Raw genomic sequence first — 22,073 nt, forward strand, 5'->3', positions numbered from 1 at the left:
CCTCCCCGCTTCGCGGGGAGGATTTAGCTCCGCCCGATCCGCATCGCCGCTCCCGCCACGATCGGGCCGCCGGCACATAGCAATAGGCTGGTTGCCGCGAGCAGCTTCATCGCCCCCACGCCGCTCTCAAGCGCCCCTGCCCCGAAGATTACGACCGGCAACGCCAGCGGCAGCATGACCAGGCCCGCCACCGCCCCGCCGCCGCGCAGTCCCGCGACCAGCGCCGCCGTCGCGACACTCAGCGCCGCCAGTCCCGGCGTGCCGATCAGCAAGCCCGCCTCCAGCATCAGCAGCGTGGCGCCATCGATCCCCAGCAACGCTGCCGACAGCCCCGCCGCCACCATCACGGCCGGCGCAAAGCCCAGCCAATGGCCGATCGTCTTGGCCAGCGCGATGCCGCTGTCGCTCCACCCGCGCACGACCAATTGATCGACCACGCCGCTATCGACATCGGGCGCGACCAGCCGCTCGATCGGTAACAGCGCCGCCAGCAACGCCGCCGCCCACGCCACCCCGCCGCCGATCCGCGCGAGCAGCGCCGCATCCGGCCCGATCGCGAAGGGAAACAGCGTCGCGACCAGCAGGAAGAACGCGACCGGCAGCAGCAGGCCGCCCCCACTCCACGCGATTCGCAATTCGCGGATGATCAACGCGATCACAGCCTTACCACCCCAGCGCCCGGCAATGCGACCGGCACATGACTGGCGACCAGCACCGCCCCGCCTCCGGCGCGCCGTATGGCGATCACCTCCTCCAGCCGTTCGAGCGATGCCACGTCGAGGCCATTGGCCGGCTCGTCGAGCAACCAGATCGGGGCGTCGGCGGCCACCACGCGTGCGATCGCCGCGCGGCGGCGCTGCCCGGTCGACAACATCCGCACCGGCACTTCGGCCAGCGACCCGATTCCCGTGGCCGCCAGCGCCGCATCTACCCGGTCGCGTGCGCCATCCAGCCCGGCCCAGAATCCCAGCGCCTTCGCCAACGGCAGTTGCGGGTCGAGCGCCGCCGCTTCGCTCAACAACGCCACCGCTCCGCCGCGCGTGACGCTGCCGCCGGCGGGCGGCAACAGCCCGGCGGCGATCCGCACCAGCGTCGACTTGCCGACGCCGTTCGGCCCCTGCACCAGCAACGCCTCGCCTGCGCCCAGATCGAAGGACAGGTCGGCGAACAGCATTCGCCGTCCCCGCGCGCCGCTGACCCGGTCGAACGCCAACAAGCTCAATCCGCGTCTTCCAGTGCGTGCATATCGTCGTCGGAAAGACCGAAATGATGGCCGACCTCATGCACCACGACATGCCGGATCAGGTCGCCCAGATCGACGCCGGTCTCGCACCATTCGGCGAGCAGCGGCTGGCGATACAGATGAACGCGATCGGGCAGGCGCACCCCGTCGAACATCGATTTCTCACCGACCGGACTGCCATGATACAGGCCGGTCAGCTCGTACGGCTCCATCTCCATCGCGGCCAGCGTTTCGTCGTCGGCAAACTCCTCGACCAGCAGGACGATGTCGGACAGGTGACTGGCGAACGGTTCGGGAATGCGGGCGAGCGCGGAGCGGGCCAACGCTTCCATCTCGGCGGCACTCGGGGCGGTTCGCGCTTGATCGGACATGGCCCAAGCAATAGGCCATCGCGATTGAGAGACAAGGGAGGGACGATGGAACCGCTGAGCCAAGCCGAACGCGCCGACGCGCTGGATGGCCTGCCCGATTGGGACCATGATGCGGGGCGCGACGCGATCGTCCGCAGCTTCACCTTTGACAATTTCTCGCAGGCTTTCGCGTTCATGACGCAGGTCGCGCTGCTGGCCGAAAAGGCCGATCACCATCCCGAATGGTCGAACGTGTATAATCGCGTCGACATTCTCCTCACCACGCACGATGCGGGCGGGCTGTCCGACCGCGATATCGACATGGCACAGGCAATCGACGCACTGGTGGAATAGGCGTACGCCGCAACGTACCTTAGCCCCGTTCGTCCTGAGTAGCCGCTGAGCTTGTCGAAGTGGCGTATCGAAGGAACGTTGCAGGCAGGTGTTTCGATACGGGTCTTCGACAGGCTCAGCCCCTACTCAGCACGAACGGTTCGGAATCAGCGCCGCCGCATCTGCTGCCGCAGCTTCCCCGGCATCCACCGCGCGGCGAAGCGCATCCGCTTGGCGGTCGGGCCGACCGGCGTGTGGACGGCGTCGCCATGGACCGCATCCCAAGCCGCCTGCGCCACCACCTCGACGGGTGTGAACTCCAGCCCCGCCGCGCGCACCTGTTGCCGGACGTTGTAATTGCTTCCGGCCAACGACGCGTCGAGCAGCGGCGTGTCGATGAACCCCGGCATCAACGAGCGCACGCGGATGCCGTCCGCCGCCCATTCGCCGTCGAGCGCTTCGGTCAACCCGCGCACCCCGAACTTCGTCGCCGAATAGACCGCCGCGCCCGCCGTCCCGTAAATACCCGCCGCCGACGCGGTGTTGAGCAGGCAGCCGCCACTCGCCTTCAGAAACGGGTGGCTCGCATGCGCGCCGTGGATCACCCCGGTCAAATTGACCGCGATCGTTCGTTCGATCGCGGCGGGCGTCATCTCGGCAAAGACGCCGCCTGCCGCCATGCCGGCATTGTTGAACAGCACATCGATCCCGCCGCCCCCGGCGAAATGCCCAAGCGGCGCTTCCCATGCGGCACGATCGGTCACGTCGAACACGAACGTCGCCGCGCCGCCCGGCAACAATGCATCCGTCTCCGCCAGCCCGGCCGCGTTCACGTCGGCCAGCCCGATCCGCCAGCCGCGCGCCGCGAACAATTGCGCCACCGCCCGCCCGATGCCCGACCCGCCGCCGGTGATGAAGATCGCTTTCATCCCCGTAGCATCCGACAGGAACCGCACCGACGCCAGCGGTTTTCAGGCCGCCACCGTCTCCAGCACGTCGCGCACCTTGGTCAGCCGCTCGCCGGCATCGTCGATCCGCGCCGGTACGATCCAGCGCCCGTTCTTTTCGGTCAGCCCGTCGACATCGGGCAATGCGCTGTTTCCCTGCGGCGTCAACGCGATCGCTGCCGGCCCGGCATCGACCTTCGCCACCGCCGCCGCCTGTGCCAGCAACCGGATCCGCGCCAGATCGATCAGCAACTGCGCTTCTTCGGGCAAGGCGCCGAACCGGTCCTCCAGCTCCTCCTCGAACGCATCGAGCGCGCCTTCCCCTTCGATCCGCGCCAGCCGACCATAAAGGACCAGGCGCACCTCGGTTTCCGGGATCCACGTCTCGGGCAACCGTCCCGCGATGCCCAGATGCAGTTCGGGCACCACCCGGTCGACCACCTCACCCCGCGCCGCGCGCAGCGCGCGACCGAGCAGATACTGGTACAGGTCGATGCCGATCAGCTTCATATGACCGGCCTGCGCCTCCCCCACCAGATCGCCCGCGCCGCGCAGGTCGAGGTCGCGCGCGCTGATCGCGAAGCCTGCGCCCAGCCGGTCGAACGCCTGCAACGTCCGCAACCGCTTCAGCGTCGCTTCGGCGATCGTATGGTCGGGATCGGTCAGCAGCAAAATCTGCCCGCGCCGTCCGCCGCGCCCGACCCGCCCGCGTAGCTGGTGCAGCTGCGACAGGCCGAACCGGTCGGCATGATGAACGATCATCGTGTTGGCGCGCGGCACGTCCAGCCCGGCCTCGATGATGTTGGTCGCGAGCAGCACGTCGCCCTCACCATGGGCGAAGCCGACCATCGCCGCGTCGATCTCCGCCGCCGGCATCTTGCCATGCGCGACGGTCAGCGTCAGTTCGGGCGCCAGCTTGCGCAGCCGCGCCTCCAGCGGTTCGATATCCTCGATGCGCGGCACGACCACGAAGCTCTGCCCGCCGCGCGTGCGTTCGCGCAGCAGCGCGGTCCGCACCGTCACTTCGTCGAATTCGGTCACCGCGGTGCGGATCGGCTGGCGTAGCGCGGGCGGAGTCGCAAGGACCGAGAGTTGCTGCAACCCGATCAGCGCGCTTTGCAGCGTGCGCGGGATCGGCGTCGCCGACAGCGTCATGACATGGTCGGACAGCTCGCGGAGCTTCGCCTTGTCCTTCGCGCCAAAACGCTGTTCCTCGTCGATCACCACCAGCGCGAGATCGTGGTATTCGACACCCTTGCCCGCCACCGCCTGCGTGCCGATCACGACGCCGATCGATCCATCGGCCAGCCCCGCCTTGACCCGCTTCTTCTCCGCCGCATCGGACAGGCGCGAGAGCCCGGCGACCTCGATTCCCGTCCCTTCGAACCGGCGACGGAAGGTTTCGACATGCTGGCGCACCAGCACCGTCGTCGGCGCGGCGATCGCGACCTGCCGTCCCGACAGCGCAACGATCGCGGCGGCGCGCAGCGCGACCTCGGTTTTGCCATAACCGACATCACCGATCACCAGCCTGTCCATCGGCTGTCCTGCCGCCAGATCGGCGCGGGCAGCGGCGATGGCGCGCGCCTGATCGGGGGTTTCGGTGAACGGAAAGCCCGCGGCGAAGCGTTCATAGGCGGCGATATCGGCCTCGATCGGCGCCACCTCGATCGCGTCGCGCTCGGCCGCGATCGCCGCCAGTTCGCGCGCGCTTTCGGCGATCGCCGCATCGATCGCGCCGCGTCGCTTCTGCCAGCTCGACCCGTCGAGCGCGTCGAGGGTCACCGCATCGCCATCGGCACCGTAGCGCCAGATGCGGTCGGCCTCCATCACCGGCACCAGCCGCCGCGCGCCCTTGGCATATTCCAGCACGATCGCATCGCCGGCCTCTTCGCCCGGCAGTTGCTCCAGCCCGATGATGCGGCCGATGCCGAACTCCTCATGCACGATCACGTCGCCGACGCGCAGCTCGCCTGCTTCGGCGAACAGCGGATTGGCGCTGGCCGCCGCCAGCTCGTCGCCACGCGCCCGTCCGCCCAGCAAGTCGCCGCCCGCGACCACGGTCACTCCGTCCGCCACGAAACCGCGATCGATCGGCGCGGTCAGCAGCATCGCGCTGCCCGGTTCGGCCCGCACCGCTTCTTCCCACGCGTCGATCGTCACCGGCTCGGTCCGCCCGAGCGTCGCCAGCCGCTTGCGCAGGAAGCGCAGGTCGCGCGGACTGCCCGCCAGTACCAGCCGCCCGCAGTCGAGCACCTCGCGCGCGAACTTGCCGAACGCGCGGGCCGGTGCGCGGTGGGTGACGAAGCGCGGCGGCGGCGCGGCATCGGCCGGCAATTCGATCCGGTCGCGTGCCTTGAGCAAATCCTCCCAAGCCTGCCGATCGACCAGCGTCGCCGCATCGCGCCGCCGCCGCCGGGTCGCGTCCTCGGCAAGGTCAAGGAAGCGCGCGCGTCGCCGCTCGGCATCGGGGTCCATCGCCACCGCCGCATTGGGCAGATGGTCGAGCAGCGACACGCCCTTGGTCGTCACTGGTTCGGCGGCGCGACCGATCGTGACCTCGCCCAGATCGGCATCGCCGCGCTGCGTCACCGGATCATAGCTGCGAATCGTGGTGATCGCGCCATCGGTCACGGTGACCCGGATCGGACAGATCGCATCGGCGGGAAAGATATCGACCACCCCGCCGCGCACCGCGACTTCGCCCGGCTCGTCGACCCGGTCGTCGATGACATAGCCAAGCTCGACCGCGCGTTCGGCGAAATCAGCCATGTCGATCGCATCGCCGATCCGCAGCACCGGCGGCGCGGCATCGAAATCTTCGGGCGTCGCGATGCGCAGCGCCGTCGCCTCGGGTGCGGTGATGCAGGCGATACGCCGCCCCGTTACCGACGCCATCCGCAACCGACGGAGCGCCGCGACCCGCGCACCGGCATTGCCGGGCGAAGCGGGCGCATCGTCCCCGGGCAGCGCGTCGCTGGCGGGCAGATGCACGACATCTGCCCCCGGCGCGAACGCGGCCAGTGCCGCGGCGATTGCGGCGGCGCGGGTCTCGTCGTTAGCCACGAACAGCACCGGGCGTTTGCCGACCTCCACCGCCAGACACGCCGCGATCGGTCCGATCGCATGCTCCCCCCTTTCAGGACGATCGGGGGCGGCGGTGGTGTTCGGCATAGCGGAGTTCCCGGCAAAGCCCTGATATCGGGCGGAGAGGATCGTTGAACGAAGCGTCTGCCGCGTCCGTTCCTGCGGCCTGTCGCATGCGAACCGCCGCTGCTATGCAGGCGGCACTGCCGGCTCGCCGGCCCTATGGAGACGCCGATGTCCTCGATCCTGCTGCGCTTCGGCGCCGCGTTCAGCCTGATGACCGCCCTGCCCGCCATGGCGCAGACCGCACCGGCCCCGGTTGCCGAAACCCCCGCCTCCGACGCCACCGCCGCGACACCGCGCGACGCCGACCCGGCTCTGTGGGTGGTCAAGGACAAGGACACGACCATCTATCTGTTCGGGACGATCCACGTCCTGAAACCCGGCCTGTCATGGTTCGACGAAGCCGTGAAGACCGCGTTCGACAAATCGAACGAGGTGGTGCTCGAAATTCCGATGCCGACCCCCGAACAGGCACAGGCGGCGGTGATGAAGTCGGCGGTCAACGTGACCGGCCCGAAGCTCAGCGAAAAACTTCCCGCCGCCGAACGCGACGCTTATGCCAAGGCGGTCGCCGATGCCGGACTGCCGGCCGGTGCGCTGGAACAGCTCGATCCATGGTTCGCCGCCTCGACGCTGACGCTGGTGACGCTGCAGAAGCAGGGCTATGACCCGCAAAGCGGTGCCGAGCAGACGATTTCGCAGGCGGCCAAGGTCGCGGGCAAGCCCGTCACCGGGCTGGAGACGCTCGAACAGCAATTCGGATTCTTCGACACCCTGTCCGACGCCGCGCAGGTCACCTTCTTGAGCGAGACGATCAAGGAACTGCCGACCGCGGGCGAACAGATCGACAAGATGGTCGATCAATGGGCGAAGGGCGATCCCGCCGCGCTCGCCGCGACGATGAACGAGGACATGACCGTCTCGCCCGAACTGCGCCGCGTCCTGCTGACCGACCGCAATGCCCGCTGGGCCAAGTGGATCGAGGAACGGATGAAGCGCCCCGGCACCGTCTTCGTAGCGGTCGGCGCAGGGCATCTGGCAGGCACCGGCAGCGTGCAGGACGCGCTCAAGCGCTACAAGCTGCGCGCGACGCGGGTGAAATATTGAGGTTTCTGCTACCCTTCCGGATCAACACCGTACCGTTCGTGCTGAGTAGGGGCTGAGCTTGTCGAAGACCCGTATCGAAGCACTTGGCCACAGATGGTCCTTCGATACGCCATTTCGACAAGCTCAATGGCTACTCAGGACGAACGTTTCTGGAGCATCTTACGGCGCTTCGGCCCTCAATATCTTCTGAAAAGAAAACGGCCGGCGGATCGCTCCGCCGGCCGTCAGGCACATCGTCCGACAACGGCCCGGAAGGGAGCCGCCATCGGTAATCGGATCAGGCGTTGCAGGCCTGCGCCGCCTTGCCCGGCTGGGTCAGGGTGATCGACTTCGGGGTGCCGGTCAGGCTGTAGCCGCCCTCGGCGGTCAGCGGCTTGCCCTTTTCCTCGGCCTTCAGGCGGACGGGCATCTCGCCCTGCTTCGTGCGGAAATTCGCCTGCGTGTCGCCTTCAAAGAAGTCGACATAGACGAGGCTGTTGTCCTTGCAGCGGAACGTCACGCTCGCCTTGACGGGCGGCGGCAGTTCCACCGGGGCACGGTTGGCGAGCTGCGATGCCAGCGGATCGGGCGCGCGCGTGTCGAGCTGCTCCGGCTGCGACTGACCGCAGGCCGAAAGGGCGAAGGCCGCAGCGGTGGCGGCGAGGAGAAGGGGGTGCTTCATAGGATTAAGGTCGTTCGCAAACGCAAACGTTTTCGTCAAGCACGGTTGTGCGCCGCGCAACAAACGTTCGTCGCGGTGCGGTACAAATGATCATCGGGCGGAGAACGCAAATCGTATAATGCTGTTCCAATTTTGCCCCGGATCGAGCCGGGCGGACGGAAATTCCGGCCGGTTCGGCGTGTCGGGATAGGCTTGCGGCTCCAGACACACTGCATCGCCCTGTCGGTACAACCGTCCGCCCTTGCCCGGCTCCGCCCCGCCGAGGAAATTGCCCGAATACAGTTGCAGCCCCGGCGCCGTTATAGACAGTGTCATCGTCCGCCCCGACTCCGGGTCGGCCAGCATCGCCGCCGGACGCAGCGTACCCGGCTCCCCGCGCACGATGAAATTATGGTCGTAGCCGCGCCCGATCGCGATCTGGTCGTCGTGCCCGTCGCGCACCCGCTCGCCGATCCCATGGGGGGTGCGGAAATCGAACGGCGTTCCCGCCACCGCGCGCTGCTCCCCTGTCGGGATCGACGTCGCATCGACCGGCAGAAACGCATCCGCCTCGATCGTCAGCAGGTGGCGCAGCGCCTCGCCGCGCCCGCCAAGGTCGAAAAAGGCGTGGTTAGTCAGGTTGACGACGGTCGGCGCATCGGTCGTCGCGTCATATTCGATGGTCAGCGCGTCATTGGTCAGGCGATAGGTCGCGCCTGCCTCCACCGTCCCCGGATAGCCGGCATCGCCATGGGGACTGGTGAGCGTCAGCCGCACCCATGCCGCGTCGGCATCGCTGCCGATCTCCGCCACGTCCCACAGCCGCCGGTCGAACCCGTTCGATCCGCCGTGCAGGTGGTTGGGCGCATTGTTCGTTTCGAGCGTATAGCTCTGCCCGTCGAGGCTGAAGCGCCCATCGGCGATCCGGTTGGCATAGCGCCCGACCGTCACCCCGAACCAAGACGGCCGGTCGCGATAGGATTGCACATCGTCGAACCCGAGCACGATATCGGCCACCGCCCCGTCACGATCGGGCACGCACAGCGATTGCAACGTGGCCCCGAACGGCAGGATTCGCGCCGACAGCCCGCCCGCACCAAGTTCGATCGCCTCGGCGGGTGCCCCGTCCAGCGTCCCGAATGCCACCCGCTTTGCGTCCGCCATGCCAACTCTCCGCCATCATTCGTCATCCCGCGACGGCGGGAACGACGAAACATCAGTTCTTCTGTGCGCGCCCCGCCAACGGCACTTGCACTTCCCGCCCGTCATACACGAACGCCGTCGCCGCGTTGTCGGCGAAGTCGGGCGCCACCGCCGTCCCCGGCGTATGGAAGCGCACCGACATCGCCCGCTTCGCCGCCATGCCCGGGAAACTGCCCTTGCGCGCGCCGATCGTCAGCGTCTTCGTCGCCTCGTTCCATGTTAGCGGGATTTGCGACGACTGTCCCTTGCGATAGCCTTCGGTAAGGCCGTCATCCTCGAACAGCGTGTACGCGCCGTCCTGGCCGGTAAAGACATGCAGCACGTACGGCGCGTCCAGCTTCTCGGCGGTCGACTGAACTTCAGCGCCCGTCGGCACGATCGATCCGGCGCGGACGTAGAGCGGCAGCACCGCCATCGGCGAGGCGGCGGTGATCGTCTGCCCGCCCTTCAGATAGCCGCCAGTCGTGAAGTCGTACCAGTCGGCCCCGGCCGGCAGATAGACCGACCGGCTGGTCGCGCCATACTGCGTCACCGGGGCGATGAGAAAGGCCGACCCGAACATATATTCGTCGTCGACGCCCCAGCTCTTGCGGTCAGCGGTGAAGTCCATCGCCAGTCCGCGCATCATCGTCCCGTCGCGATGCCACGTCTCGGCCGCCAGCGAGGTGATGTACGGCAACAGCCGGTAGCGCAGCCGATCGTACTTCGCGAGCGCATCGTACAGCGCCGGATCGCTGGCGCCCAGTTCATAGATTTCGCGATACGGCGTCTCGCCATGGCTGCGGAACAGCGGGCTGAACGCGCCGAACTGGAACCAGCGCAGGTTCAGTTCCTTCCATTCGGCCAGATGCGCCGGGTCCTTCTTCGCATAGCGATCCTCGACCGCGAAACCGCCGATATCATGGGTCCAGTTGGGCACGCCCGACATCGACAAATTGACCCCCGCCGATATCTGATCGCGCAGATCGTCCCAGCGCGATGCGACGTCGCCCGACCACAAAGCGGCACTGGCGCGCTGGATGCCGCCATAGCCCGAGCGGGTCAGGATGAACGGTCGCACGTCGGGCTTGGCGACGCGCAGGCCATCGGCGACGCCCTCGGCATGGACCAGCGGATAGCTGTTGAAGAATTCCTCCGCCGGTCCCTGCGCGGTCGGTCCCATCCGCTCGATGCGCTGTTCGATCGACAGGTTCGAATGGATGTCCGGCTCGGTCGCGTCCATCCACCACGCGTCGAAGCCCTTGTTGACCAGCGCGTCCTTCATCTGCCGGAAATAGATGCTGCGCGCTTCAGGCGCATAGGGGTCATAGAAGGTGTTGAAATAGCCCTTGCCGACCCAGTCGCGTTCCTTCGCGATCAGATTGCCTTGATACAGATAGCCCTTGGCGTTCAGTTCCTCGGCATTCTTGGTGTTCGGATAGAATTTCGGCCACACCGAAATCATGATCCGCGCCTTCTGGCCATGGACGGTGTCGACCATCTTCTGCGGCTGCGGGAAGCGCGCCGGGTCGAAGCAGTGGCAGCCCCATTGATCCTCGGGCCAATAGAACCAGTCCTGCACGATATTGTCGAGCGGCAGGCCGCGCTTGCGATATTCGGCGACGACGCCCTCGACCTCGGCCTGCGTGTTGTAGCGCTGGCGGCTCTGCCAGAAGCCATAGGCCCAGCGCGGCATCAGCGCCGCCTTGCCGGTCAGCGCGCGATAGCCGGCGATCACGCCGTCCATATCCTGCCCGCCGACATAATAATAATCGAGCGCATGGGCGACGTCCGACGACCACCACAGCGAATGGCGATCGGCTTGCGGCAACGGATCATTCTGGAACAGCGCGATATAGCCGGCATTCGGCTCCCATTCGATCCGAACCTCCGCCGCCTTGCCGGCAGTCATCGGCGGGTCGAAATTATGGAACCACGGATTCCAGTTCTGCCGCCAGCGGTTCAAAACCTCCTTCCCGTCGACGAACACCTTGACGTAGCTCGACGAATAGAGGCGGAATTTCTGGACGCCGGTCGTGCTCGGCGTGACGGTGCCGGTCCACACCACCTTCTGCGTCTGCACCGCGTTGCCGGCGGTATTCTGTCCGGTGGTCGCGGCGACCGTCTGCGCCTTCGCTTCCGCCGGCCAGTTCGCCTGATCCTTGATGAACTGATAGTTGATCGTGCGCTCGCGCCGCGTCACCGCCAGCCGGTCGCCCAGATAATATTGCGCCTGCCATCCGGCCTGCCCGCCTGAACGGACCTGCATCCCCTCCCCGACCAGCCGGTAGGGCTGCGGATTGCCGAAGCGGGTGATGCCGTTATTGTCCCACAGCACGCCATAGTTCTTCGTCGACACGACGAAGGGGATGCCGATGTCCATATTGTGCTGGGCGAGTTCGACATCCTCGCCATTGTAATTCATCTGCCGGTTCTGGTGCTGGCCCAGACCATAGAATCCTTCGTCGGTGCCACGATTGAACTGCTGCCGGATCGAGACGAACTGCTCGCCCCCCGCGCTGCGCGGGGTGAAGGCGGCACGCGGCGCTTCCTCCAGCGTCAGCTTGCCGGCGGCATCGCGAAAGCGGACCTGCCCGTCATCGGTGTCGACCTCGGCCGATCCGCCCGCAGTCTTGACCACGACCGTCCGCGCCGTCTGCCGCACGGTGAAGTCGCCCGCGGGCTTCGCGGTCACCATCAGACTGTCGGGCGTGTCGAGGCTGGCGTCGGGCACCGCCGTCACCCGGAACCGGTCGGGACCATAGACCAGCACCCGCACCCGCTTGGCCGACCCCGCATCGGGGGTCACCACCACCCCGCCCGGCACCTTCGCCACTTCGGCGGCAAGTGCCTGGGTCGAAACCGACAGGGCCAGCGACAACAGCGTCCAGCGAAGCGTCTTCATCAGCGATACGTCCCCATCGTTACGCGCAGCAGCATCGGCTGCGCGGTGAAATTCAATCCATAATCGGTCTGGTCGCCGTTCAGCACGCGGCGCATCACGAAGCTGCCGTCGTCGGCCAGCGTCCCCTCCTCGACCTTCAGCAACATCGCGGTCTCGCCCTTGCTCTTGTCGGCGAGGTCGATGTTGACGCGGATGTCGGTGCCGGTGACCAGAAACTGGTCGGGGGCGAGGTGCAGGACGGCCATGCCGCCGACCGGCTGTGCGGCATGCGGCGGCGGCGCGGCCTTCAGCCATGGCGAATCCATCGAACCGAACTGCCATTCGCCATATTTGGCCGATACCCGCCAGCGGCCCATCACCTTGGTCTGTTCGGTGTCGGGCGCGCCCTTGGCCGTGCCCCAGCCGGGATGGGCGTAGGCCAGCTTCGCCCAGCCGCGCGCCATGGGTTTCAGGAACGCATAGGGCCGCGCAAACGCATCCAGCGTCGCCGCGTCCAGCGTCACCGCGCCCAGCGGATGGTTGGAATAGCCGGTATCGTCCATCCCGAACGGCGCCCAGCCGATTCCGCCCCGCCCCAACGTCGGCCACAGGAAGCGCGCGAAATCCATGGCATTGCCGGTCTCCGGCACCAGCAACGCATTGTCGGGGCGCGCATAATGGTCGAGGAATTTCAAGTAGTTATTGCCGTCACGCCCATAGAGGTCGGGCGCGACCGCATCGATATGCGGCGCCGCCGCCTTCCACACGTCGATCACCTGCCAGTCGGGGCCCCCGCTCGCCCCGCCCGACTTGCCCGGCGCGGCAAAGGGGTCGCCGACCGCTGCATTGACATACATCGGCACCGGCTTGACCGCCTTCCCCGCCGCCGCAATCTCGTCGATGTAACGCGCGGTGTACCAGGCGTTGAACGCCGCCTCGGCCCCCACGCCATAGGCCTGTTCCCACGTGCCCTTCCTGGCGAGCTTCGACGGCACCGGTTGGGCGAACAGCCGGTTCGCCTCTGGCGAATAATCGCGCCCCTGCTGGTACACCCCTACCTCGTTCTCGGGCTGGACCATGATGACGCTGTTGTCGGTATCCTTGTCCTTCAGATAGCGCATCAGCGCGACGAACGCCTTGCGGTCCGCCGCCAGCGTCGCGGGCGCATGCGGCGACAGCGCATAATGCGTCTTGCCGTCCCTGGTCCGCATCCGCGGGAACCGCGCATTGTCGCGCTTCACCCATGCCGGGACGTAGCCGGGCGACGTGTTCTTCCACGTCCCGAACCACAGCAACACCAGCTTGACGCCCCGCTCGCGCGCCTGCGGCAACAGCGCGTCGAGATAGCTGAAGTCGAACTGCCCCTCGACCGGTTCGATCTGCTCCCATGCGACCGGGATCTCCAGCGTATTGGCGTGGAGCCGATCGACCATCGACCACACCTGCGGCAGCATGGCGGGATAGTTGCTCGAATTATTCGCCTGTACGCCCAACATCAGGAACGGCGCACCATCGACCATCAGCGCGTGGCGGCCATTGCGGCTTTCGATCCGGGGCACCTCGCCCGGCGCTGTCGACGCCGCTGCGCCCGCGACCAGCGCCCATGAAGCCAGTGCCACCGCCCATCCGCGCATCGCCGCCCCCTCCGGTCGTCGTCGGCTTGCTGCCGACAACGTTGTCACACCCTTACCGCCGGACGACATGTCAGACAATTGTCTTCTTTATTCGGAACGCCGTGATCCCGCGATCAGCCTGGCGTTCGCCCTATCTCTATAAGAACGTCACCCCAGCGCAGGCTGGGGTCTCACGCGGCTCCCGCCGGGCGCTGTCGTCGGGAGATCCCAGCCTGCGCGGAGGTGACGTCCGGTTCGATGGTGAGGACCAGACTCGGGAGCGGTATGACATCAGGTGAAACCGTTGGTGCCGAGTAGGGGCTGAGCTTGTCGAAGACCGTATCAAAGCACTTGGCCACAGACGGTCCTTCGATACGCCATCTCGACAAGCTCAATGGCTACTCAGGACGAACGAGCGGAATTCTTGTCAATCAACTCCGGAGCGGGCGGAGACCTTGGCAACAATACTCGGCCGTCACCACAAACCCGACCCCCTACCGCCCGCTCACCTTCGGCAGCAGCGCCGCCGCCGCCGCCTGTTCGGGCGTTTCGAACGGCCCCTTCGCCACCGGCAACAACGTGCTGCGCGCCTCGTCGTCGATGTCGCGTGCGACCAGTTCCTCGCCCAGCTTCAGTCGCGGCTCCGGCGCGGCGGGCACTGCCTGCACCACCTTGTACAGCCCGCCCACCGCAACATCGGTGGCGCGGTCGCCGGCGACCGCGAAACTGTTGTAATAGGCGATCAGCGGCAGGATGCCGTCGGGGTCCTGCCGGTTGGCCTTGACGATATAGCCGCGTGCCTCTTCCAGCCGCTGGCGTCGTTCGCCTGCGGGCGCGCGCATCGCCAATTGCGTCAGCGCGGTCCCCTTCCACACCATCGTATTGGGTTCGGCGGGTGACTGCGCCAGCGCACGGTCGGCGGCGCTCAGGCATTCGGTCGGATTACCCGCGCGACACTCGGCCTCGGCCAGCAAAAGTTGATTCTCGATCAGATCGGGAAAGCGGGTCGCATTGCCGCGCAGCCGTTCCAGCCATGCCGTGCGCCGCGCCAGCGCCGCGTCGCGGTTCGGCCCGCTGTCGGGCACATCGATCCGCGCGCCCATTTCCAGCCGCCCGCGAATCAGCCCCGCCTCGGCACGGGTAAGGCGGCGGATGGTCGGTTCGGGAATGCGATCGGCGGGAAAGGTGACGCGGTCGAACGGCGCCTTGCTGCCGCGAAACAACATGACCGCGCGCTGCAGGTCGGCGGGTTTGCCGAACACGCTCGCCGCGCGCTTCGGATCGGCCCCGGCTGCGACAGCGGCAAGATATTGCTCAAGCCGTGGTTTCCACGTGTCGGAAAAATACAGAAAATGAACCATCCGCCACGCATGATAGGGGGTCCAGGCCCGCCCCTCGCCGGTCAAGTACCGCCCGTCGAAGACATGCTTGATCGGATAGTCGCCGAACCGGTCCATGACTTTGAAAAAGCCTTCGGGACGCCGACCGTAATCGATAGAGGTTTCGCCGGCGGCGATGGTCGAGAAGAGTTCGCCGAATCCCTGCACGAACCAGCGCGGATAGGCGGCGGGGAAATAGGTCATGAGATAATTTTGCGCGAACCCGGCATAGAGGCGCGAATTGGCCGACTGACAGACCACGATCTCATTCGCCGGGAATTGCGACAGATATTCGGCGGTTTCACCATTGGCGATCGGATCGGGACGGACGATGGGAAAGTTATCCACCAGCGGACTGTCTTCCCCGGCACTGCAATTGCGGCTCGACGGACGTCCCCGAGACGGTTGCAGGATCAGGTTGAGATCGGTTTCGGTCGTGGCCAGCACCGGTCCTTCCGGGCGCGGATCATAATAGATCGTCTGCGCGAACTCGTGCGGGTACGGGCCATATTGCCAGCGCGAGTCGGTCAGCCGCAGCTGTTCGAACTCCGCCGCATCGCCAATGATGGTCACCGAAATCTTGATCGTATCGTCGGGCTGGTCGACCCGGCCCAGCAGCGCCGACAGCAGGAAATGCAGCTTTTCCAGATTGTGCGCGGTCGCGCGCAACCGTGCCTCGTCGCCTTGGCTGAACACCGCGACGTGCGGCGTTTCCGCCATTCGCCACGCACTCATCTCAACCTTCTTGCCGTCGACCTTCTGCCCGGTCGTGCTGCGGCCGGTAACGGTGATGGTGGTGTCGCCATTGCGGACCGGCGCCGTCAACTGCGCATGCGCGGGGGCCGCCACGATGGCGCAAGCAACGAACAGAAGACAGCGTTTCATATTGCTATGCTCCACTTGCCCGTCAAACGGGATCGAGCATCATCAGGCGCGCTAATCTTGACAAATGCAAGTTGTCTTACGCGGTTGTTGCGACGGAATTGGATGAAGTTGCCGCTTCGCCGCTGCTGTCCGCCATCGCATACAAGAAGGTAATATAATTGCCGCAATGCGAAATTTTGTTCGCAAGCGCCACAAGGGTTGAGTGGGCTGCCGAGGAGTCGCATAGCCCGGCCATGACACCAAAAGCCAAGCTCGCCCGCCCCCTGGAAACGCTGCTGGTCGACAGTGCGCTCCCCGGCGAAATCGAAAACCTGGATGCAGCGGCGCGTGCCGATGCCGCGCAGTTCGTGGCGACCACCGCCGCGCACCGGTCGCCCGGCACGGTCAGCGTCGCGCTGGAGACGCTGAACCGGGGCGAGGCGCGGCGGATGCGATTGGCGGTCATTAACGACGACATGCCGTTCCTGGTCGACTCGATCGCCAGCACGATCGTCGCCCACGACATCGCCATCGACCGCATCCTCCACCCGGTCGTGCCGGTCACCCGCGATGCGGCGGGCACGCTAACCGATCTGGCGGGCGAGGGTCGCCGCGAATCGATGATCTATATCGAGATGGAGCGTGCCGATGCCCGCGTGCGCCACGCGCTGGTCGCCGAGATCGAGCGCAATCTGGAGCATGTCCGCGCCGCCGTCGCCGATTGGCGGGCGATGCAGGCGGCGATGCAGGCCGATGCCGCACGCCTAACCGCGCATGTCGACACTGCCGAGGACGCGGCGCTGCTGGGCTGGTTCGTGGCGGGCAATCTGACGCAGCTGGCGCATGAACGCTGGTCGCGCGACGGTGTGGTCGGCGAACGGCTGGGCCTGTCGCGCGCGCGGCTGGAGGTGCCGCTGCTCGCCGATGCGTCGCGCCAGCGCGCGATCGAATGGTTCGATGCCGGCAACCGCCAGCCGCTGCTGCTCAAATCCAACTGCATCTCGACCGTCCATCGCCGCGCGCCGATCGATCTCGTGCTGGTACCGGTGGTCGAGGGCGATCAGGTGACCGGCGTATCGATCCATGGCGGGCTGTGGACTAGCGCCGCGTTGCAAGCCGATCCGGCCGACGTCCCCGTCTTGCGCCGGAACCTGGCGGCGTTGCGCACCAAATTCGGCTTCGACCCGTCGGGCCATGCCGGCAAGGCGCTGAACCACGCCATCTCGACGCTGCCGCACGACCTGACCACCGCCTTCGATCCCGAAGCGCTCGAACAGCTCGCGCTGACCGCCATGTCGGTCGCCGACCGCCCGCGCTCGCGGCTGGTGCTGATCCGCTCGGCACTGGGGCGGCATTTGTTCGCGTTCGTGTGGCTGGGCCGCGACGATGTGACGACACAGCGCCGCCTGGCAATCGGCGACATGCTGGCACAGGCGGCGAACGCGTCGATCCTCAACTGGTCGATCGCGATGGAGGATGGCGAAGCAGCGCTGATCCGTTACGTCCTCGACCTGCGCCAGGACGGGCGCATGCCCGAGGCGGCCGAGCTCGACCGGCGGATCGAACGCATGGTGCGCGGCTGGCGCGCCGCCGTCGAGGGCGCGCTTGCCGAACTCGCGCCCGAGGGTGCGACGCGCATGGCGCTGCGCTTCGCCAACGCCTTCCCCAACAATTACCGCAATTCGAACCTGCCCGACGAAGCGGCCCGCGACATCGTCCGCGTCGCGGCGCTGACCGATGCCGGATCGCGCTCGGTCCGCATCCTGTCGGCGCCGGGCGAGCGGATGCGGATCAAGGTCTATCGCCGCGGCGGCGCGCTGCCGCTGTCGGATGCGGTGCCAGTGTTCGAGAATTTCGGCTTCCGCGTGATCGAGGAACTGCCGACCCGGCTGGAGGATGACGAAAAGAGCTTCATCCACGATTTCGAGGTCGAGATCGCCTCGGGCACCGCCCCCCGATTCGATGTGCCGACCGTCGAGCGCGCGATCGAGGCGGTGCTGGAGAACCGCGCCGAAAACGACGCCTTCAACCGCCTGACCGTCGAGGCTGGGATCGCCCCCGTCGCCGTCGTCCTGCTGCGCGCATGGTTCCGCTATCTGCGCCAGACGGGGCTGAGCTACAGCCTCGCCACCGCCGTCGACGCGCTGCGCCGCGCGCCGGGCGTCGCCAACGCGCTGATCGAGCGGTTCAACGCCGCGCATGATCCGTCGCGCTCCGATCGGGAGGCCGGCATCGCCGCCGCCGATGCCGCGATCGAAACCGGCCTCGACGCAGTGTCGGCGATCGACGACGACCGTATTCTGCGCAGCTATCGCGGCGTCGTCGCCGCGACGCTGCGCACCAACGCCTTCGCCCCCGCCGCCAACGAGGCCCTCGCCTTCAAGCTCGACAGCGCCAAGGTCCCCGGCCTGCCCAAGCCGCTGCCGTGGCGCGAGGTCTTCGTCTATTCGCCACGGGTCGAGGGCATCCATTTGCGCGCCGGCCCGGTCGCGCGCGGCGGCCTGCGCTGGTCCGACCGCCGCGACGATTTCCGCACCGAAATCCTGGGGCTGATGAAGGCGCAGCGCGTCAAGAACGCGGTGATCGTGCCGACCGGGGCCAAGGGCGGCTTTTATCCCAAGCAGCTCCCCGCCCCGTCGAACCGCGACGCATGGCTGGCCGAGGGGACCGAAAGCTACCGCATCTTCATCCGATCGCTGCTGTCGATCACCGACAATATCGTCGATGGGATGGTCGTCCACCCGCAGGGCGTCACCATCCATGACGGCGAAGACCCCTATTTCGTCGTCGCCGCCGACAAGGGCACCGCGACGTTCAGCGACGTCGCCAACGCGCTGGCGCTCGAACGCCATTTCTGGCTGGGCGATGCCTTCGCCAGCGGCGGCAGCGTCGGCTATGATCACAAGGCGATGGGCATCACCGCCAAGGGTGCGTGGATCTCGGTCCAGCGCCACTTCCTCGAACTGGGCGTCGACGTGCAGACGCAACCGATCGACGTGGTCGGCTGCGGCGACATGTCGGGCGACGTGTTCGGCAACGGGATGCTGCTGTCGAAGGCGATCCGGCTGAAGGCAGCGTTCGACCACCGTCACATCTTCCTCGATCCCGAACCCGATGCGGCGGCCAGCTGGACCGAACGCGACCGGCTGTTTGCATTACCGCGGTCGAGCTGGGCCGATTACGATCCCTCGCTGATTTCCGAAGGCGGCGGGGTATTCCCGCGCACCGCCAAGACGATCGCGCTGACCGATCCGGTACGGGCGATGCTCGGCGTGACCGAACGCGAGATGGAGCCGAGCGCCCTCATCTCGGCGATCCTGAAGGCCCCGGTCGACCTGATCTGGTTCGGCGGCATCGGCACCTATGTAAAGGACCGCGCCGAAAGCCATCTCGACGTCGGCGATCCGGCGAACGACCGCATCCGCGTCGATGCGCAGAGCCTGCGCGCGAAAGCGATCGGCGAAGGCGCGAATCTGGGCGTGACGCAGGCGGCACGCATCGCGTTCAGCATGGCCGGCGGGCGGTGCAACACCGACTTCATCGACAATTCGGCTGGCGTCGATTGTTCGGATAATGAGGTCAACATCAAGATCGCGCTGAACCGCGAAGTGATCGAAGGACGCCTCGCGATCGACGACCGCAACGCGCTGCTCGCGCGCATGACTGACGATGTCGCGCATCTGGTACTCGAGGATAACCGGCTCCAGACGCTGGCGCTGTCGGTGATGGAGAATGACGGACCCGTCGCGGTACCGAGCTATGTCCGCGTCATCGAACTGCTCGAAGCCGCCGGCAAGCTCGACCGCGCGGTCGAGGGGCTGGCGACCAGCGACGACTATGTCCGCCGCGCGCAGGACGGGCGCGGCCTCACCCGCCCCGAACTCGCGGTGCTGCTGGCCAGCGTCAAGCTGGCCCTGCAGGAGGCGATCGAACACGCCCCGATCGCGACCGACGCCGACATGGCCGGCGACCTGTTGGCGGCGTTCCCGCAGGAGATGCAGGAGACCCACAAACAGGCGATCCTCGACCATCGCCTGCGCGGCGAAATCGTCGCGACCAAGCTCGCCAACCGCATCGTCAACCGGCTGGGTGTGCTGCACGTCTATGAACTGGCGGAGGAAGAGGGCGAGGCGCTGGCCGATATCGCCGCGATGTTCGTCGCCGCCGAACGGCTGTTCGACATCGACGCGCTCTACGACCGGATCGAGGGTGCCGACATATCGGAACGCGCCCGCATCGCCCTGCTCGACGAGGTCGCGGTCGGGGTGCGCTCGCAGATCGCCGACCTGCTGCGCGCCTTCCCGGCGGGTACGATGCCGGCGCACGCCGTCGCGCATCTGCAAAAGGGGGTGGCGAGCCTTGCCGGACAGACCAGCTCGCTGCTCCGTGCCGAAGCCGCGCAACAGCGCGATCGCATCGCCGGCGTGTTGCAGGACGCCGGCGCGCCGCAGGAACTGGCCGGACAGGTCGTGCGCCTGTTCGAACTCGACGGCGCGGTCGGCCTCGCCGATCTGGGCCGCCGGTTGAAACTCGACGAGACGCGGCTGACGCTCGCCTTCACCCATTTGGGCTTCGCATTGGGGCTCGACTGGGCGCAGGCGGTCGCGGCGCGCATCCAGACCGGCGATCCGTGGGAACGCCTGCTCATCGCCGGCCTCGCCCGCGATTTCCAGCAGTTGCGCTTCGACTTCCTGGGCCGCAACGCCGGCAAGGACCCGCAGGCCGCGGTCGAGGCGTGGTTGGAGGCGAACCGCGACCGCGTCGCCCAGTTCGCCGCGCTCGTCCACCGCGCCCGTCAGGCGCCGGTCGCCAGCGCGGCTATGCTGGCGCAGATCGCCGGACAGGCACGGGTGCTGCTGGCGCGGTAGGGTAGACCGCCTGCAACCGCGCCGCCCTCCCGGGGCCACCCCGGGGTCTTGCGTCGTCTGCGACTGCAGCACGGCGGGACCCCGGCGCAAGGCGAGCCTCCGACTGGAAACGTCGCCCCGGCAAGGCTGGCACCGTTGGCGGCTACTGCCGCGCGCTATCGCCGACCGGTTCCGGTCTACGCAGGGATGGCCAATCGCGTTCCATCACGCTTGATAGGCGCTTTACCTCTCGATCCGTGGCGCCCCCGACGCCGAATAGTAGACGGTTGCGCGGCGAAGCCGCGTGAAAGGGAGAAAGCGGCATCGCGCCGATCCCCACTCGCTGAAACACGCGGGCGACGTTGCGATCGTCGATACGCTGGTCGCGGAACCCTACGACAACGCTTTGGCCGAGACGATCAACGGCCTTTACAAGGCGGAGGTCATCCATAAGCGAGGACCTTGGCGCAGCTTCGAAGCCGTCGAATATGCCACGCTAGAATGGGTCGACTGGTTCAACCATCGTCGCCTGCTCGACCCTATCGGCAACATCCCGCCTGCCGAAGCCGGCTAGCAATATTATGTTGCCGCGGACAACATCGATATGACAGCGCGACTCACAACCCCATGCCTCCGGCAAGCTCAGTACGGTTCACCCTGCCGTTACTTTTCCCCAACGCTACGCGCCACCAAGCGCCGTCATGCCTTGAACGGAAGATCCGGACTTCACGCATTTTGTGGGGTATTGTAACGCCTTAGTTAACTAATGGTCCTTAACTCCGATCAGGAACGGGCCGCAGCTTCGCCTTTGCCGGTTCACGGAGGGGGGCCTAGTCGCAGTGAAAAATTCGCGGGCAAATATTTTTCGCGACCGTCAGGGCAACGTTCTGATGATGGCAGCCTTCAGCTTCATTCCTCTCTTGGGGATGCTGGGAGGCGCATTGGATCTGACCCGCATGTACATGGTCCGTACCCGGCTCCAGCAGGCGTGTGACGCGTCGGTTCTGTCGGGCCGTGCCGCAATGGGCAACCGAACATGGGATGTCGCCGCAAAAACAGTCGCAGACCGTTACTTCTCCGCAAATTTCGCATCGGGGAAATACGGCACCATCGGCTCTCGCATTGATTACCAGGTCGGTATCGACCTCGTCGTCAAAGGTACGGCCAGCGTCACGCTGCCGATGGCAATCATGCAGACATTCGGGTTCGGTCCGACGTCGATAGAGGCGACCTGTGACGCCAAACTCGAATTGCCCAATTCAGACGTCATGTTCGTATTGGACACTACGCTGTCGATGTCGGAGAAAAACCCGGGAGACAGCGTAGATCGGCTGCAGGCGCTCCGTAACTCGGTCATCAGCTTCCACAGTCAACTCGAGAATGTTCGGGGACCCCAAACACGAGTGCGGTACGGTTTCGTGCCTTACTCCTCGACGGTTAATGTCGGTACCTTGTTGCGGCCGGAATGGCTCGTGGACCGATGGACGTACCAATCGCGAGAATATGACTCGACCGAGAAGGTGCAAAGCAAGGC

The 22,073-nt window shown here is 66.5% G+C and carries 14 protein-coding genes and 1 pseudogene; 5 read left to right on the forward strand and 10 right to left on the reverse strand.

The genetic code is table 11. The annotated features are described in order from the left end of the window. Positions 1-23: 23 nt before the first annotated feature. The 3 genes from AAIO73_RS18430 to AAIO73_RS18440 are packed head-to-tail and all read right to left on the reverse strand — an operon-like array spanning position 24 to position 1,614. Positions 24-659 carry a heme exporter protein CcmB gene (locus tag AAIO73_RS18430; RefSeq protein WP_345880049.1) on the reverse strand — a complete coding sequence of 212 codons (636 nt, stop codon included), beginning with the start codon at positions 657-659 and terminating at the stop codon, positions 24-26. Next, a complete protein-coding gene (gene ccmA / locus AAIO73_RS18435; RefSeq protein WP_345880051.1) occupies positions 656-1,222 on the reverse strand; it encodes a heme ABC exporter ATP-binding protein CcmA in 567 nt (188 codons plus the stop codon). The genes AAIO73_RS18430 and ccmA overlap by 4 nt, the downstream gene beginning before the upstream one ends. Then, positions 1,219-1,614, reverse strand: a complete 396-nt coding sequence (locus AAIO73_RS18440) for a metallopeptidase family protein (protein ID WP_345880053.1) — start codon at positions 1,612-1,614, stop codon at positions 1,219-1,221. Before AAIO73_RS18440 ends, ccmA begins: the two co-directional genes overlap by 4 nt. A 45-nt stretch (positions 1,615-1,659) precedes the next feature. Here AAIO73_RS18440 and AAIO73_RS18445 point away from each other — a divergent pair, with 45 nt between their 5' ends. After that, positions 1,660-1,947, forward strand: a complete 288-nt coding sequence (locus tag AAIO73_RS18445; protein ID WP_056456550.1) for a 4a-hydroxytetrahydrobiopterin dehydratase — start codon at positions 1,660-1,662, stop codon at positions 1,945-1,947. 146 nt (positions 1,948-2,093) lie between these two features. Here the strand turns inward: AAIO73_RS18445 and AAIO73_RS18450 are convergent, their stop codons facing one another. Together AAIO73_RS18450 and AAIO73_RS18455 are read right to left on the reverse strand one after the other, a co-directional pair. After that, on the reverse strand, positions 2,094-2,855 hold the full coding sequence (locus AAIO73_RS18450; protein ID WP_345880057.1) for an SDR family oxidoreductase: 762 nt from the start codon (positions 2,853-2,855) through the stop codon (positions 2,094-2,096). A 42-nt stretch (positions 2,856-2,897) separates the two neighbouring features. Beyond that, the gene (locus AAIO73_RS18455; protein WP_345880058.1) at positions 2,898-6,047 is read right to left on the reverse strand and encodes a helicase-related protein; all 3,150 of its coding nucleotides are present in this window, start codon (positions 6,045-6,047) and stop codon (positions 2,898-2,900) included. A gap of 147 nt (positions 6,048-6,194) precedes the next feature. Here AAIO73_RS18455 and AAIO73_RS18460 point away from each other — a divergent pair, with 147 nt between their 5' ends. Beyond that, positions 6,195-7,130, forward strand: coding sequence for a TraB/GumN family protein (locus AAIO73_RS18460; RefSeq protein ID WP_345880059.1), 936 nt, complete (start codon positions 6,195-6,197; stop codon positions 7,128-7,130). Between the two features lie 277 nt (positions 7,131-7,407). Here AAIO73_RS18460 and AAIO73_RS18465 read toward each other — a convergent pair whose 3' ends face one another. From AAIO73_RS18465 to AAIO73_RS18485, 5 genes are all read right to left on the reverse strand, one after another. After that, complete coding sequence (locus AAIO73_RS18465) at positions 7,408-7,791, reverse strand: hypothetical protein (RefSeq protein ID WP_345880062.1); 384 nt, start codon at positions 7,789-7,791, stop codon at positions 7,408-7,410. Between the two features lie 90 nt (positions 7,792-7,881). After that, positions 7,882-8,934 (reverse strand): aldose epimerase family protein, encoded by a 1,053-nt coding sequence (locus AAIO73_RS18470; RefSeq protein ID WP_345880064.1) that lies wholly within the window; start codon positions 8,932-8,934, stop codon positions 7,882-7,884. Positions 8,935-8,986: 52 nt separating this feature from the next. Next, positions 8,987-11,857: a glycoside hydrolase family 31 protein gene (locus tag AAIO73_RS18475; protein ID WP_345880066.1), complete on the reverse strand. Its 2,871-nt coding sequence runs from the start codon at positions 11,855-11,857 to the stop codon at positions 8,987-8,989. Beyond that, entirely contained in the window at positions 11,857-13,470 is a 1,614-nt protein-coding gene (locus AAIO73_RS18480; protein WP_526023826.1) for a DUF5597 domain-containing protein, read from the reverse strand. The genes AAIO73_RS18475 and AAIO73_RS18480 overlap by 1 nt, the downstream gene beginning before the upstream one ends. Before the next feature lie 473 nt (positions 13,471-13,943). Further along, positions 13,944-15,713 carry a tetratricopeptide repeat protein gene (locus AAIO73_RS18485; protein ID WP_345880069.1) on the reverse strand — a complete coding sequence of 590 codons (1,770 nt, stop codon included), beginning with the start codon at positions 15,711-15,713 and terminating at the stop codon, positions 13,944-13,946. A gap of 233 nt (positions 15,714-15,946) precedes the next feature. Here AAIO73_RS18485 and AAIO73_RS18490 point away from each other — a divergent pair, with 233 nt between their 5' ends. The 3 genes and pseudogenes from AAIO73_RS18490 to AAIO73_RS18500 all read left to right on the forward strand — a co-directional run. Continuing rightward, entirely contained in the window at positions 15,947-20,560 is a 4,614-nt protein-coding gene (locus AAIO73_RS18490) for an NAD-glutamate dehydrogenase domain-containing protein (RefSeq protein ID WP_345880071.1), read from the forward strand. Between the two features lie 361 nt (positions 20,561-20,921). After that, positions 20,922-21,113 (forward strand): annotated as a pseudogene (locus tag AAIO73_RS18495) (integrase core domain-containing protein); the annotation flags it as partial. A gap of 316 nt (positions 21,114-21,429) precedes the next feature. After that, positions 21,430-22,073 (forward strand): pilus assembly protein TadG-related protein (locus tag AAIO73_RS18500; protein ID WP_345880073.1); only part of this gene is annotated, 644 nt, incomplete at its 3' end.

The organism is Sphingomonas epibiotica, from assembly GCF_039615155.1.
Lineage (GTDB): Bacteria > Pseudomonadota > Alphaproteobacteria > Sphingomonadales > Sphingomonadaceae > Sphingomonas.